The 13,481-nt window shown below is 68.3% G+C and carries 16 protein-coding genes and 1 pseudogene; 13 read left to right on the top strand and 4 right to left on the bottom strand.

What is annotated here, in order from left to right:
- Positions 1-113 precede the first annotated feature (113 nt).
- Positions 114-443, bottom strand: a complete 330-nt coding sequence (locus tag AB0I15_RS13120) for an integrase core domain-containing protein (protein WP_358094134.1) — start codon at positions 441-443, stop codon at positions 114-116.
- A 32-nt stretch (positions 444-475) separates the two neighbouring features.
- On the opposite strand from AB0I15_RS13120, the pseudogene AB0I15_RS13115 reads away from it, so the two are divergent.
- The 8 genes and pseudogenes from AB0I15_RS13115 to AB0I15_RS13080 all read left to right on the top strand — a co-directional run.
- Positions 476-592, top strand: a pseudogene (locus AB0I15_RS13115) (DUF5372 family protein); the annotation flags it as partial.
- Positions 555-806 (top strand): helix-turn-helix domain-containing protein, encoded by a 252-nt coding sequence (locus AB0I15_RS13110; RefSeq protein ID WP_358094131.1) that lies wholly within the window; start codon positions 555-557, stop codon positions 804-806. The pseudogene AB0I15_RS13115 and the gene AB0I15_RS13110, both read left to right, overlap by 38 nt.
- Before the next feature lie 540 nt (positions 807-1,346).
- Positions 1,347-1,607, top strand: a complete 261-nt coding sequence (locus AB0I15_RS13105; protein WP_358094128.1) for a hypothetical protein — start codon at positions 1,347-1,349, stop codon at positions 1,605-1,607.
- A 92-nt stretch (positions 1,608-1,699) separates the two neighbouring features.
- On the top strand, positions 1,700-2,074 hold the full coding sequence (locus AB0I15_RS13100) for a GntR family transcriptional regulator (protein WP_358094125.1): 375 nt from the start codon (positions 1,700-1,702) through the stop codon (positions 2,072-2,074).
- Complete coding sequence (locus AB0I15_RS13095) at positions 2,071-2,976, top strand: ABC transporter ATP-binding protein (protein WP_358094122.1); 906 nt, start codon at positions 2,071-2,073, stop codon at positions 2,974-2,976. The genes AB0I15_RS13100 and AB0I15_RS13095 overlap by 4 nt, the downstream gene beginning before the upstream one ends.
- A complete protein-coding gene (locus tag AB0I15_RS13090) occupies positions 2,973-3,668 on the top strand; it encodes a hypothetical protein (protein WP_358094119.1) in 696 nt (231 codons plus the stop codon). The genes AB0I15_RS13095 and AB0I15_RS13090 overlap by 4 nt, the downstream gene beginning before the upstream one ends.
- A 113-nt stretch (positions 3,669-3,781) precedes the next feature.
- A complete protein-coding gene (locus AB0I15_RS13085) occupies positions 3,782-4,006 on the top strand; it encodes a hypothetical protein (RefSeq protein ID WP_358094116.1) in 225 nt (74 codons plus the stop codon).
- Between the two features lie 688 nt (positions 4,007-4,694).
- Positions 4,695-5,408 carry an aminoglycoside phosphotransferase family protein gene (locus tag AB0I15_RS13080; RefSeq protein ID WP_358094113.1) on the top strand — a complete coding sequence of 238 codons (714 nt, stop codon included), beginning with the start codon at positions 4,695-4,697 and terminating at the stop codon, positions 5,406-5,408.
- 344 nt (positions 5,409-5,752) lie between these two features.
- On the opposite strand, the gene AB0I15_RS13075 is transcribed toward AB0I15_RS13080, so the two are convergent.
- Positions 5,753-6,451: a TSUP family transporter gene (locus tag AB0I15_RS13075; RefSeq protein ID WP_358094110.1), complete on the bottom strand. Its 699-nt coding sequence runs from the start codon at positions 6,449-6,451 to the stop codon at positions 5,753-5,755.
- A 143-nt stretch (positions 6,452-6,594) separates the two neighbouring features.
- Between AB0I15_RS13075 and AB0I15_RS13070 the strand changes: the two genes are divergently transcribed.
- The 3 genes from AB0I15_RS13070 to AB0I15_RS13060 all read left to right on the top strand — a co-directional run bounded on the left by AB0I15_RS13070 (position 6,595) and on the right by AB0I15_RS13060 (position 8,078).
- On the top strand, positions 6,595-6,894 hold the full coding sequence (locus tag AB0I15_RS13070; protein WP_358094107.1) for a ribbon-helix-helix protein, CopG family: 300 nt from the start codon (positions 6,595-6,597) through the stop codon (positions 6,892-6,894).
- The gene (locus AB0I15_RS13065) at positions 6,891-7,223 is read left to right on the top strand and encodes a type II toxin-antitoxin system PemK/MazF family toxin (RefSeq protein ID WP_358094102.1); all 333 of its coding nucleotides are present in this window, start codon (positions 6,891-6,893) and stop codon (positions 7,221-7,223) included. Before AB0I15_RS13070 ends, AB0I15_RS13065 begins: the two co-directional genes overlap by 4 nt.
- A gap of 81 nt (positions 7,224-7,304) precedes the next feature.
- Entirely contained in the window at positions 7,305-8,078 is a 774-nt protein-coding gene (locus AB0I15_RS13060; protein ID WP_358094099.1) for a neutral zinc metallopeptidase, read from the top strand.
- Between the two features lie 183 nt (positions 8,079-8,261).
- Here the strand turns inward: AB0I15_RS13060 and acnA are convergent, their stop codons facing one another.
- A complete protein-coding gene (acnA, locus tag AB0I15_RS13055) occupies positions 8,262-10,991 on the bottom strand; it encodes an aconitate hydratase AcnA (protein ID WP_358094096.1) in 2,730 nt (909 codons plus the stop codon).
- Between the two features lie 144 nt (positions 10,992-11,135).
- The gene (locus AB0I15_RS13050) at positions 11,136-11,864 is read right to left on the bottom strand and encodes a metal-dependent hydrolase (protein WP_358094093.1); all 729 of its coding nucleotides are present in this window, start codon (positions 11,862-11,864) and stop codon (positions 11,136-11,138) included.
- Between the two features lie 308 nt (positions 11,865-12,172).
- On the opposite strand from AB0I15_RS13050, the gene AB0I15_RS13045 reads away from it, so the two are divergent.
- Both AB0I15_RS13045 and AB0I15_RS13040 read left to right on the top strand, forming a co-directional pair.
- Entirely contained in the window at positions 12,173-12,880 is a 708-nt protein-coding gene (locus AB0I15_RS13045) for a PadR family transcriptional regulator (protein WP_358094090.1), read from the top strand.
- Positions 12,881-12,918: 38 nt separating this feature from the next.
- Positions 12,919-13,440, top strand: coding sequence for a DUF1707 domain-containing protein (locus tag AB0I15_RS13040; protein WP_358094087.1), 522 nt, complete (start codon positions 12,919-12,921; stop codon positions 13,438-13,440).
- The last annotated feature ends 41 nt before the right edge of the window (positions 13,441-13,481 follow it).

Raw genomic sequence — 13,481 nt, 5'->3', positions numbered from 1 at the left:
GCGTGCGACCCCCAGTTATAGATGGCGGTTCCCAGGGTTTGTTGGCGGCTGGGTAGCGGGTCGTGACGGAAGGTGTCAAGTCAAATGCGACAGGGGGTTGGCTGGTCTGATCGCTAGGCGGCCTCTTCCGGCTGGTTGATGTAGGCGACCTGCGGGATCTTGGGGAGCCGGGGCGTGCGGGTGAACCGGTGGGGGTTGGCCGAGCGGAAGCGTGCGATGGTTTCGGCCCGCTTGTCCTGGATGGCGTGGGCGGTGCCCATGTGCACGGTGAACGGGGTGTGCAGCCCGACTTCCGCGTGGTAGCGCTCGTGGTTGTAGTAGCTGAAAAAGTGCTGGCAGAAGGCTCGGGCATCAGCCAGGGAGGCGAACCGGCCGGGAAAGACCGGGCAGTACTTGAGGGTCTTGAACGCTGCCTCCGAGTAGGGGTCATCCCGATCCGTCAACTCCTCAGGTTCACGATTCTGAAGATGGTCTGGTGAGGGTCACTCATCCGTTCCATCCGCTGGCCGGGCAGGTGCTGCAGTTCGTGGCCAGGTCGCGGTGCTGGAGCGGTGATGTGGTGTTCTATCTCGACGAGCAGGGCCGGCGGCGGTCTATCCCCGCGCCCGAAAGGGCCGCGCAAGCTGACCCCGCAGGTCATGGACCGGGTCGAGCAGTGGCGGGCAGCCGATCCCCGGCTCAAGGGCCGGGCGCTGGCCAGGCTCATCGAAGCCGAGTTCGGCTTCCCGGTGCATCCACGCTCGGTGGAGCGGGCACTCAGGCGGCGACGTGAACCCCGCGACCCGGAGGCGGCGACTGGGCGCTGACCTCCTGCGACACGCCCAGCCCAGCCACGATCAGCGAACACTACGAGAGCCTGCGCGCGGCGGTGCTCGGCGGCAGGGGGAAACGACCGCCGGCACGCCTGGAGCGTGCTTGCCCGCTCCGGCATGGCGGCGTGGGCGGCGGCCGTGGCCCTCATCTCGACCCCGCGCCGTGCTCCGGCATCTGGCCCGGCACCGCAGCCGGAGCGGCCGGCGACGGCGGACCTGCCGGACGGCGGGCGATGCGCGCAACTGGTGGATGTGCTGGCTTCGCTCGTCATGGCCGCCCCGCCAGACGCGCCGGCACCAATGGCCCTGAACGCAGCGGAGAGGAGGCTGTTATGCATCGGGACATGACCGGATCGGCGAAGGTGACCGCCGAGCATCTGCGGCGCGGCGCCTACCTGTATGTCCGCCAGTCGTCGCTGAAACAGGTGCAACAACACCGACTGGCATCGGCTGCTGGAGATCTGCGCCCTGACCGGCACGCTCATCCTGGACGAGGACGGCCTCTATGACCCCAGGACGTTCAACGACCGGCTCGTGCTGGGCATGAAGGGCACCATGTCGGAGGCCGAGCTGCACCTGCTCGGCGCCCGGCTGCGCGGCGGCCAATTGTCCAAGGCCCCGCGCGGACAGCTCAAGCAGGCGCTGCCCATCGGCTACTGCTATGACGGCGCCGACCACCCCGTCCCCGGCCCCGACGCTCAGATCCGCGGCGCCCTGGAGCGGCTGTTCGCCCTGTTCGCCCAGACCGGCTGCCTTCCTGAGCGGGAAACGGGTCCCGGCGCCGACGCCGGCTGAGGTCGCGGAACGCCCGGCGGCTTGACAGCCGCGACGCAAGGTTGCATGGTTACATACACATGTAGCTAACCAGTTGGGCGGCTAAGCCAACGATGGACAACGACCGACCGATCTTCCTTCAGATCGCCGAGCTGATCGAGAACTCGATCATCGACGGGTCGCTGGTGGAGGAGGCCCAGGTCCCGTCCACCAACGAGCTTGCCGCCTTTCACCGGATCAACCCGGCCACCGCGGCCAAGGGCGTCAACCAACTCGTGTCGGAGGGAACGCTCTACAAGCGACGTGGCATCGGCATGTTCGTCGCCGGTGGCGCCCGGGCCAGGCTGCGCGAGCGGCGACGGGAACGGTTCACCGAACAGTACGTGGAACCCCTGCTCGCCGAGGCGCGCAAGCTCGGTATCGGCCACGACGAGCTGATGAAGATGATCGATTCATTCGGTGCGGTTGTCGGGAGGGACCTGGGATGACGGCGGTGGTAACCGCACACGGGGTGACCAAGCGCTTTGGTGACGTCACGGCGCTCGACGACGTGAGCTTCGCGCTGGCCGAGCACACGATCTACGGCCTGCTCGGGCGCAACGGGGCGGGCAAGACCACCCTGATGCAGATCCTCACCGGGCAGGCGTTCGCGTCGTCGGGGAAGGTGTCGGTCTTCGACGCACCACCGGTGGAGAACCCGGCCGTCCTGTCGAAGGTCTGTTTCGTCCGGGAGAGCCAGCGCTACCCCCACTTCTACACCGTGCGCCACGTCTTTCGCACCGCACGCCGGCTGTTTGCGAACTGGGACGACACGTTCGCGCACGGCCTCGCCGCGGACTTCCAGCTACCGGCCGGGCGGCTGGTCCGCAGGCTCTCGCGGGGCATGCTGTCGGCCCTCGGCGTGACCGTCGGGCTGGCCGCGCGGGCGCCCCTGACGTTCTTCGACGAGCCGTACCTCGGGCTCGACGCGGCCGCCCGGCAGCTTTTCTACGACCGCCTGCTCGCCGACTACGCCGGGCATCCCCGCACCGTGGTGCTGTCCACCCACCTCATCGACGAGGTGAGCGATCTGGTCGAGCGGGTGCTGCTCATCGACCGTGGCCGGCTGCTGCTCGATGAGGAAGCCGACGACCTGCGCGGGCAGGCGGTGGCGGCCACCGGTCAGGCGGAGGCCGTGGACGGGTTCGCGGCCGGACGCACCGAGTTGCACCGCGAGCGGTTGAGCGGCCTGGTCCGGTCGACCATCCTCGGTGGGCTCGGACCGCACGCGAAGGCGCTCGCGCAGACGCTGAACGTCGAGCTGGAGCCGCTGTCGTTGCAGCAACTCGTGGTCCGCCTGACCGCACCGCCGACGACAACGGCGCTGGCGGACCGGGAGGCCGTCCGATGAACCGCATCCGTCAGGTAGCCCGTCTCCAGATGCCGGCCTGGCCGCACATCGTGGGCTGGACGTGGAGCATGATGGCCGTCGCGTTCGGCATCAACCTGTTGCTCTTCATGGCGAACTACGACCCGGGCGACGGCGTGACGACCACCGGCGGCCTGGTCAGCCTATACGGCATCGTGATCGCGATGGCCACCGTCTCGGTCACCCAGATCTTCCCCTACGCGCTGGGCATGAGCGTGACCCGCCGGGAGTTCTACCTGGCCTGGTCACTGCTCGCGGTCGTCCAGTCGGTGGTCTACGCGCTGGTGCTCTGCCTGCTGCGCGCCGTGGAACAGGCCACCGGCTACTGGGGGATGGGGATGCGCTACTTCGGCCTGCCGTTCATGGATGACGCCAACCCGGTGCTGCTCCTGCTCGGGTACGCGGTACCCATGCTGGTCGTAACCCACCTCGGGATCCTGCTCGGCACGTTGCACCTGCGCTGGGGCACCACCGGCGTCCTCGCCAGCCTCACCCTGGCCTTCACAGCGCTCGGGCTGGCCGCCGCGCTGATCACGTGGACCCGGCAATGGCACGCGATCGGCCGCTGGTTGCTCGACCAGTCCCCCACGGCGCTGCTCGCCGGCTGGCCGGTCCTGGTCGCCGCCGCGTTCGCCGTCGGCGGGTACTCGCTCCTCCGCCGTGCCACGGCGTAGCCGCGGCGGGCACACGGCCGCTCCGCACCACCGGACAACGCGAACACCAACATCCCCCGTGATGGGCCGCCAGATTGTCAGCCCAGTCCGCCCGCGTCCTTAGGAGAGATGCAATGACGAGCAACAACACGCCCCCGCCCGCAGGTCTCGGGATCTGGGCAAATCTCGGGATCTGGATCGCATTTGGCGCTGCCTTCGGCCTTCTCTTCGACGTCGTCGGGGGTCTTTTTGACAACGTCACTTTCGGTGTCGGGTTAGGTTTGTCCCTGGGTCCGGCCCTGGGTGTGGCCGCCTGGGCCGTCTTCATCGCGCCGCGAAGGAATCGCCGCGACTCCTGAACGTCGAGCCCGAGTATCGGCTACGAGGTCGTAGGCGCCACCGGGGAGTCCAGGAAGCAACGCAACGGCGCTGGCGATGGTGGCCACGTCAGGCGTTGGTCAGATCCAGCACCCCGACCGTCTGCCCCCTCGCTCTTCTCACCGGTGAACTGAAACCCGAGTTTCCAGTAGAAACCCTCGGGACCGTCTTCTCCGGGCTCCCGCGTGAGGTACATCCGGGTACCATCGCGGCGCCTGATTTCGGCGGCCACCGATTCGACGGCGAAGCGGCCGACTCCGCGCCCCCTGGGCATCGGGTATCACGTTGACGCGCCACGTGCCGGATCGGAAGTCGTCGCACGTGCGGTGCGCAGCACGCGCTGCATCGCCTGCGGACCGGCATGCCCGGCATGCCCGGCATGCCCGGCTAGGTTCCAGCAGTTTGCACTCGATGCCTGAGAGCGGTAGTTGGCCACCCCGCTATGCCGAGCCACGGTAGTTGGCACCTGGCCAGGCCCGTTGGCACCGCCCTCGGTCATCTATGCCAAGATTCGCGGGTGGAGATAACCGACGTCACGCGTGCGATCGCGGCTGCGACTTCGGTCGCCGCATCGCTCGACCTGCCAGCCGACGACGCAGTCGTTCTCCACAACTCGAATAGCTGGCGCTGCGGCTGACGCCATGCGACGTCCTTGCCCGGGTCGCCCCTGTGGGGCATGAGGCTGCACGGCTCGAAGTCGAGCTCGCGCAACGGCTCGCCGAGGCCGGATGCCCGGTGGGGCTCTTGGAGCCTCGGGCGGACCCGCTCGTGTACACGCGCGATGGCTTCAAAGTGACGCTGTGGATCTACTACGAGCCCGTGACACCTCCCGTCTCACCAGTCGACTACGCCAAGGCGCTGGAGCGGCTGCACGCTGGCATGCGCAAGGTCGACGTTCCGAGCCCGCGGTTCACGGATCGCATAGCGGAGGCGGAAGAAGTCGTTGCCAACCCGGTTCTCTCGCCGGAACTCGCCGACGCAGACCGCGTGTTCCTCGGCAGCAGACTAGGAAGCCTGCGACGGACGATCGAGGACCGCGGCGCGGTGGAGCAGTTGCTCCACGGCGAGCCGCATCCAGGCAATGTGCTCAGCACGACGAATGGCCCGTTGTTCATCGACCTTGAGACGTACTGCCGTGGACCCGTCGAGTTCGATCTCGCCCATGTTGCCGAGGCGGTCTGCGAGCACTACCCAAGCGTTGACCGAGGACTGCTGGACGAGTGCCGACAGCTCATTCTCGCGATGGTCGCAGCTTGGCGTTGGGAGCGTGGCGACCAGTTTCCGAACGGGAGGCGATTCGGAGAGGAATTCCTGCGCTTGCTGCGCAAGGGCCCTCCTTGGCCGACACTCGACACAGTGACCAGGCGACTGGATGGTCCGTAGAAATCGCCGGACAGCGGCTGACAGATCGAGCCGATCACGAGGACTGAGTAAGAGCCCGCTCTCAGAGTGGCCACCTACCGCTCAAACTGGCCATCTATCGCTCACACGCTCAGCCGTCCAGGTACCGGTCTCCGAGATCGCGTGCCCTGGCATGGACACGGGCGATCTCCGCCGGGCCGTCGCACGCGGCGTACGGCGGAAGAGCCGGACGGCGAACTCCCCGGCCAGGCTCCGCCACTTGTCCGGGGTCCACGCCCCGGCCTCCCGCGCCCGTCCCACAGGCGGCAGCAGCACGGCCACGCCCCCACGGGTGTCCAGGAAGCCGAGCCGACTCCATCAGAGCCTCACCAGATCTGGGTGACCACGTTCTGCGCGATCAATCCCAGGGCGGAGGCCGCCGCGACCACCAGCACCGCCACCCGCACCTTGCCGCCGTCGAGGTAGCGCCGCAGCGGCCCCGACACCAGGAACCCCAGCACCATGGGCACGATGAGGACGACCCCGGTCAGCAGCGACCGGGCGGGGAGTTCGTCCACGAACGCGAGGATGAGCAGCGACTGGGCGGCGCTCAGGAAGAAGAACATCGCCAGCGTGGCCCTGATCTGCGGGCCCTTGGCGTTCTGGTAGACGAGCGCGATGGGCGGCCCGCCGATGCCGGTGGCGGTGCCGGTGATCCCCGACACGAACCCCGCCGAGGTGATCGTGAACCCGTTACGCGGCACGCTCAGCGCCCGCGCCGTCAGCACCACGGCGACCAGCACCATGACGGCGACGAAGATGCCTCGGGTGTATATGGAAAAGTAGACAATGATGAGTGCACCGATGACGCTCCCGGGCAGCCTGCCGAGCACCGCGAACCCGACCCCCCGCCAGTCCACCTTGCGCCACTCGACGGCCAGGGTGAACAGCGGGAGTGTCAGGTTGACGACCTGGATGGCGCCGGGCATGAGGTCGGGGCCCAGCATGGTGAGCACGGGGGCCGCGACCAGCCCGAGGCCGAAACCGACGCCACCTTGGACGATGGCGCCGACAAAAACCGCCAAACCACCGATAATCAGCACCAATGCCGTACTAGTCATACGGAAGAGTCAATCATCTTTACTCTGCGTTGCGACCCCGCCTGCGAGAGTGACCGCAAGCCTGTAGTGTTTCCGAACGACGCAGACGTAGCCTCTGGAGTATGAACATGAAACCCAAAGCGACGACGATACGCGTCAGCGTCAAGACCAGAGACCGCCTAGCCCGGATCGCCCGCAAGGAGGGTCGGAACATGACCGAGGTGCTCAACGACGCCATAGCCGACTACGAGCAGAAGCTCTTCTGGGACACGCTCGACGAGCAAATCGAGCAGACCCAGCGCGAAGACCCGGAGGGCTGGGCTGACTACCTGGCCGAGCGCGAGCTCGTGCTGGGGTCACGGCCACACGTCCGCCGGATCGCGCCCGAATGGGAGGGCCTGATCAGCATCCCCAAGGAGAAGGAATGAAACTGGCGCAAGGTGAGATCTGGTTCACCCGCTTCGACCCGCCGACCGGTCGCGAGCAGGGTTTCGACCGTCCCGCCCTGATCGTCAGCAACGACCGGTTCAACCAGTCGCGACTGGGACTCGTCCTGGTCGTGCCGCTGACCACTCGCGACCGCGGATATGTCACCCATATCCGCATCGGCCGCGATGGCACCGGGTTGGCCAAGACGAGCTGGGCGATGATGGAGCAGGTCCGAGCCGTCTCCACTGACCGGTTCGACTTCTTCGTCGGCAGCGCGCCCGAGGAGGTGGTCTCCGAAGCGGTCACCGTGCTGGCACGGATGACATGAGTTCGCCGCCCGGCGAAATAGCGCTTCGCCGGGTGGCACCTCACATCGTGCCACACCCGCTCCGCCTCTAAGCTGCCGACCGTGCCATTCTCGCCCCTCGCCCGCGCCCTGGCCCTCACCGCGACCCTCGCGATGGCGGGCCTTTCCGCCCAGACCGCCCACGCCGCCGCCCCGATCAAGAGCCCGTTCCCGAAGAAGGCCGGCAGGCTGGCCGCCGCGTCCTGTCCGGAGAGGCCACTCAGCACCGGTGGGATCCCGCGGGGGCGGGAGTATCTCGGGGCGGTCATGAAATGTCTGGACAAGTCGTGGGCGGCCTATGTCCGGAAGGCCGGGCGGAGCCTGGGCAGGCCCGTCGTCCGCTACTTCGACGAGCCCCAACGGACCGTGTGCGGGATGCCCTGGCCCGAGCACGCGGCGGCCTTCTACTGCACCGAGCGCGCCACCCTGGTCTTCCCGCTCACCGGCTCCTGGATCGAGGGCCGGACCGACCTCTACCCGATGAAGGTGGCCGCCCACGAGTACGGTCACCACGTGCAGAGCGCCCTCGGCATCAGGAAGGCGTACGAGATGGCCGCCAGGGCCCGGCGTGAGCGTGACGGCGACCTCAAGCGGCGCTACGAGCTCCAGGCCGACTGCCTGGCCGGGGTGTTCCTGGGGAGCGTCTGGGGCTCGCTGGGACGGCCGCAGCGCGACTGGGCGGCGCTGCTCGACACCGTCAAGGCCACCGGCGACGAGGACGGCGAGCGCAGCCACGGCAAGGGCGCCAGCCGGGCCTCGTGGCTCGAGCGGGGCTTCCGCTCCGGCTCCCCCGCCACCTGCGACACCTGGTCGGCCACCGCGGCGAAGGTCTCGTGAAGGAAGGCGCCCCGGGAAGCGTGAAAGCCGCCCGGGCGGAGGGTGTTCCGCCGGGCGGCTCTCAAGGTGTCGGGTGGTTCCCCCGATACGGGCGCGTAAGGATCGCGCCCAACCCCCGGCGCGGACGGCCAGAGGTCTCCCCGCCCCCGCTCGGCTCATGACCGGGCGGGAGCGCGGGAAGATCTACTTCGCCAGCAGCGAGCGCAGCACGTACTGCATGATGCCGCCGTGCCGGTAGTAGTCGGCCTCGCCGGGCGTGTCGATGCGGACCACCGCGTCGAACTCCACGTCGCCCGCCTTGACGTGCATCGTCCGCGGGATGCCGCCCTTGTTGAGCTCCTCGACGCCCGTGATGTCGAACGTCTCCTCGCCCGTCAGCCCCAGGGCCTCGGCCGAGGCGCCCTCGGGGAACTGCAGCGGCAGCACGCCCATGCCGATCAGGTTGGAGCGGTGGATGCGCTCGTAGGACTCCGCGATGACCGCCCGCACGCCCAGCAGCGCCGTGCCCTTGGCCGCCCAGTCGCGCGAGGAGCCCGAGCCGTATTCCTTGCCCGCCAGGATCACCAGCGGCGTGCCGGACTCGGCGTAGTTGACCGAGGCGTCGTAGATGAACGACACCGGCCCGTCGGGCTGGGTGAAGTCGCGGGTGTAGCCGCCCTCGGTGCCCGGCGCGATCTGGTTGCGCAGGCGGATGTTGGCGAACGTGCCGCGGATCATCACCTCGTGGTTGCCGCGCCGCGAGCCGTAGGAGTTGAAGTCTTTGACCTCGACCCCGTTGGCCTGCAGGTATTGGGCGGCGGGAGTGCCGCCCTTGATGGAGCCGGCCGGCGAGATGTGGTCGGTGGTGACCGAGTCGCCGACCTTGACCAGCACGCGGGCGCCCGAGATGTCGGTGACCGGCTCCGGCTGCTCCGGCATGCCCTCGAAGTAGGGGGCCTTGCGGACGTAGGTCGAGGACGGGTCCCACTCGAACGTGTTGCCGGTCGGGATCGGCAGCGAGCGCCAGGTGTCGTCGCCCTTGAACACGTCGGCGTAGTCGCGCTCGAACATGTCGCGGCCGATGGAGGAGTTGACCACCGCCGTGATCTCCTCGGGCGAGGGCCAGATCTCGCGCAGGTAGATCGGCTTGCCGTCGTTGCCGATGCCGAGCGGCTCGGTGTCGAGGTCGAGGTCCATGGTCCCGGCCAGCGCGTACGCCACCACGAGCGGCGGCGAGGCCAGGTAGTTCATCTTGACGTCGGGGTTGATGCGGCCCTCGAAGTTGCGGTTGCCGGACAGCACGGCGGTGACCGCGAGGTCGTTGGCCTGGATGGCGTCGGAGATCTCCGGCAGCAGCGGGCCCGAGTTGCCGATGCAGGTGGTGCACCCGTAGCCGACGAGGTTGAAGCCGATCTTGTCGAGGTAGGGCTGCAGCCCGGACCGCTCGAAGTAGCCGGTGACGACCTGCGAGCCGGGGGCCAATGAGGTCTTCACCCACGGCTTGCGGTTGAGGCCCTTGTCGACCGCGTTGCGGGCCAGCAGGGCCGCGCCGAGCATGACGAACGGGTTGGAGGTGTTGGTGCACGAGGTGATCGCGGCGATCGAGACGATGCCGTGGTCGATCTCGAACGTGGTGCCGTCGGCCAGCGTGACGGGCACCGGCTTGTGCGGCCTGCCGCCGTTGACGCCGGAGTTGGAGGCGGGCGGGTCGGAGGCCGGGAAGGTCTCCTCGCCCGCCTCGTCGACGCCGTCCTCCACGTAGTTCTGCACGTCGTGGCGCCAGGTGGCCTTGGCGGCCGACAGGACGATGCGGTCCTGCGGGCGCTTGGGGCCGGCGATCGACGGGACGACGGTGCCGAGGTCGAGCTCGATGTACTCGGAGAACACCGGCTCGTCGGCGGACGGGTCGAGCCACAGGCCCTGGGTCTTGGCGTAGGCCTCGACGAGCGCGATCTGCTCCTCGGAGCGGCCGGTCAGGCGCAGGTAGTCGACGGTCTGGCCGTCGATCGGGAAGATCGCGCAGGTGGAGCCGAACTCGGGGCTCATGTTGCCGATCGTGGCCCGGTCGGCCAGCGGCACGGACGAGACGCCCTCGCCGTAGAACTCCACGAACTTGCCGACCACGCCGTGCTTGCGCAGGATCTCGGTGATCGTCAGCACCAGGTCGGTGGCGGTGGCCCCGGCGGGCAGCTTGCCGCTGAGCTTGAAGCCGACCACCCGCGGGATGAGCATGGAGATCGGCTGGCCGAGCATCGCGGCCTCGGCCTCGATGCCGCCGACGCCCCAGCCCAGGACGCCGATGCCGTTCTCCATCGTGGTGTGGGAGTCGGTGCCGACGCAGGTGTCGGGGTAGGCCTTGCCGTCGCGGGTCATGACCACGCGCGCCAGGTGCTCGATGTTGACCTGGTGGACGATGCCGGTGCCGGGCGGGACGACCTTGAACTCGTCGAAGGCGGTCTGGCCCCAGCGCAGGAACTGGTAGCGCTCGCGGTTGCGCTCGTATTCGCGCTCGACGTTGCGCTGGAAGGCGTCGGGGTGACCGAAGTAGTCGACGATGACCGAGTGGTCGATGACCATCTCGGCCGGCGCGAGGGGGTTGATGCGGGCGGGGTCGCCGCCGAGGTCGCGTACGGCCTCGCGCATGGTGGCCAGGTCGACCACGCACGGGACGCCGGTGAAGTCCTGCATGATGACCCGGGCCGGCGTGAACTGGATCTCCACGCTCGGTGCCGCGTTCGGGTCCCAGCCGCCCAGCGCACTGATGTGGTCGGCGGTGATGTTCGCGCCGTCCTCGGTGCGGAGGAGGTTTTCCAGCAGGATCTTCAGGCTGTACGGGAGACGTGCGGCACCCTCGACGGCATCCAGCCGGAAAATCTCGTATGACGCGCCGCCGACGCGTAGCGTGTCACGGCTGCCGAAGCTGTTCGCGGACACGGTGATTCGCCTCCTCCATCAGACAAGGGTTCAGAGCAAATCCTGCCGCACTCCCGGATCGACAAGCACGTTAGGTGAACCTAACTCGCAGGCCGCGGCGGATCTCTTGATGTCAAGATATCTCTAGAGTATCTCGACATCAAGTTAAACAGGTCCCAGCCGCCAGAACAGCAGCCCGATGATCGCCACCGACAACACGGGGGCCAGGATCTTCTGCTCGAACTTCTTGCCCGTCTTGATGCCGATCTTCCAGGGCAGCACCCATCGGACCGACAGCGGCCAGAGCACGGGACACCCTCGCTCGGTCATGCAGTCGCCGACGACGTGGATGAGGCAGCCGACCGCCACGGCCAGCCCCAGCCAGGCGTAGCCCACCTCGAGGGAGAGGAAGACGGCGAACAGTCCGGCGGTGAGCCCCACGTTGATCATGGCGGACCCGAGCTTGTTGCCCGGGATGCCGACGCCGATGGCCCGCAGGGCCAGGCCGATGAGCAGCACGACCATGATGTCGCGCCCGATCGAATAGGCGTTGGCCAGCCAGTGCGCGCCGAATCCGAGCGCCACGGCGAAGACCAGGGAGTGCGTGGCCCCGCGGTGCCCGCCGCTGAGGAAGGCCACGACCTTGGCGAGGGCCCAGGTGACGGGCCCGAACGTCTGCGCGATCGTCGCGCTCGGATGGTCGAGGTCGGGCAGCATCGCGGCCCCCGCGCAGATGATCGCCCCGGCGATGAACTCGGCGGGACTGAGGGCGGTGGCCATGATCCCGGTCTCGACGAAACGGGTGGACTCGTTCACCAACGGAAGTGCGGCGAGCGGCGGCGCCAGCCCCAGCCAGGCGATGGCCCCAGTCATCGCGTGCGTGTGCCCCATCATGATCGCGACCCTACGGCAAAGAATCTCTTTACGCGGCGAGGCGGGCCGCCAGGAGAGTGAGGTGTGCCGTGGCCGGAAGGTCATGGGGTCGCAAACGCAGACGAGGTCGTCTCCGCGGCGACAGCACCCCCCAGCCCTGCCGACGCGGAACGACCTCGTCTGCTCTGAACAACGACGCCCCTCCCGATCCTGTTCCCGTATTTCGCAACTTTTTCGTGATCTGGCTCACTCCGCCGCGAGGCTTGCGAACGACACAGTACCGATATATCTTTGACGCATCGAGAACAGATCACGATATAGGGGGAAACATGAGTTCCGCACAAGCAGCAGGCGGCCCTTGGCACGGCGCACACGAGTACAAGAGGGCCGCCCGTGAGGCGATCAAGGCCCTCACCGACGCCTTCGACGACCTGGGCCGCCGCCACCATCACGAGCACCGGCTGCGCGGCAGGAGAGGCGGGCCCGGCGGCCCGTTCCCGTTCGACTTCGGACGCGGCCCCTGGGGCGGCCCCGGCGGCCCGTGGGGGCCCGGCCACCGCGGCTTCGGACGGGGCCGCAAGGCCAAGCGGGGCGACGTACGCGCCGCGATCCTGGCCCTGCTCTCCGAGGAGCCGCGCAACGGCTACCAGATCATCCAGGAGATCGCCGAGCGCAGCGAGGGCGGCTGGAAGCCCAGCCCCGGCGCCGTCTACCCGGCGCTGCAGCAGCTCACCGACGAGGGCCTGGTCATCGCGGAGGAGAACGAGGGCCGCAAGACCTTCCGCCTCACCGAGGCGGGCCTCAACTACATCGAGGCCCACAGCGACGAGGTACGGGCCCCGTGGGACGAGATGCGCCCGGACATCGACGACAACACCGCCGATCTCTGGCATATCGCCCGACAGTCGGCATTCGCCATGATGCAAGTTCTCCAGACCGGAAACGACGCACAAATCCGCGAAGCGCGTAAGACTCTGGTTGAGACCCGGCGCAAGCTCTACCAGATCCTGGCCGACGGCGAACCGGGCGACGAGTGACCTCAACCAGGGACCCGGTGGGGAGCGAGGAGCCAGGGATGGACCACGACGACCTGCGCATCGGTGACGCCGAGCGCGAGCAGACCATGGCCGATCTGCGTGAGCACTTCGCGCAGGGGCGCCTGACCCACGAGGAGCTCGACGAGCGCCTCGACCGGACGCTGACCGCCAAGACGGCCCGTGACCTCGCCGGGGTGACGGCCGACCTGCCCGGCCGGCGTTCCGGCCGGCAGCCCCGTGAGCAGTACGCCCCGCACGAGCCCCTCCCCCAGTTCGACATGCACGACTGGCGGGCCGCGATGCACGCGCATCGCAGGCAGATGCAGTCCGTACACCACGCCCAGCGTGACATGCGGCGTGACATGCGGCGGCAGTGGTCCGGGCACCCCGGGCGGCGGCACCACGGGCCGGGGCCGGGCCCCATCCTGCCCTTCCTGTTCGTGGGGATGGTGATCGCGCTGATCGCCGGCGGCATGGGGATCTTCAAGGTCCTGCTGGTCCTGTGGCTGGCGTCGCTGCTGTTCACCCTGGTCCACCGGCGTTTCCACTACCGCGGCTGACGGACCCCCAGATCATTTTGGGCCTTGACCCGGTCAAGGGC

This window comes from Nonomuraea sp. NPDC050643 (assembly GCF_040654715.1).
Lineage (GTDB): Bacteria > Actinomycetota > Actinomycetes > Streptosporangiales > Streptosporangiaceae > Nonomuraea.
The sequence above is the reverse complement of the archived record's forward strand: the minus strand, read 5'-3'. Positions and strand labels throughout refer to the sequence as shown.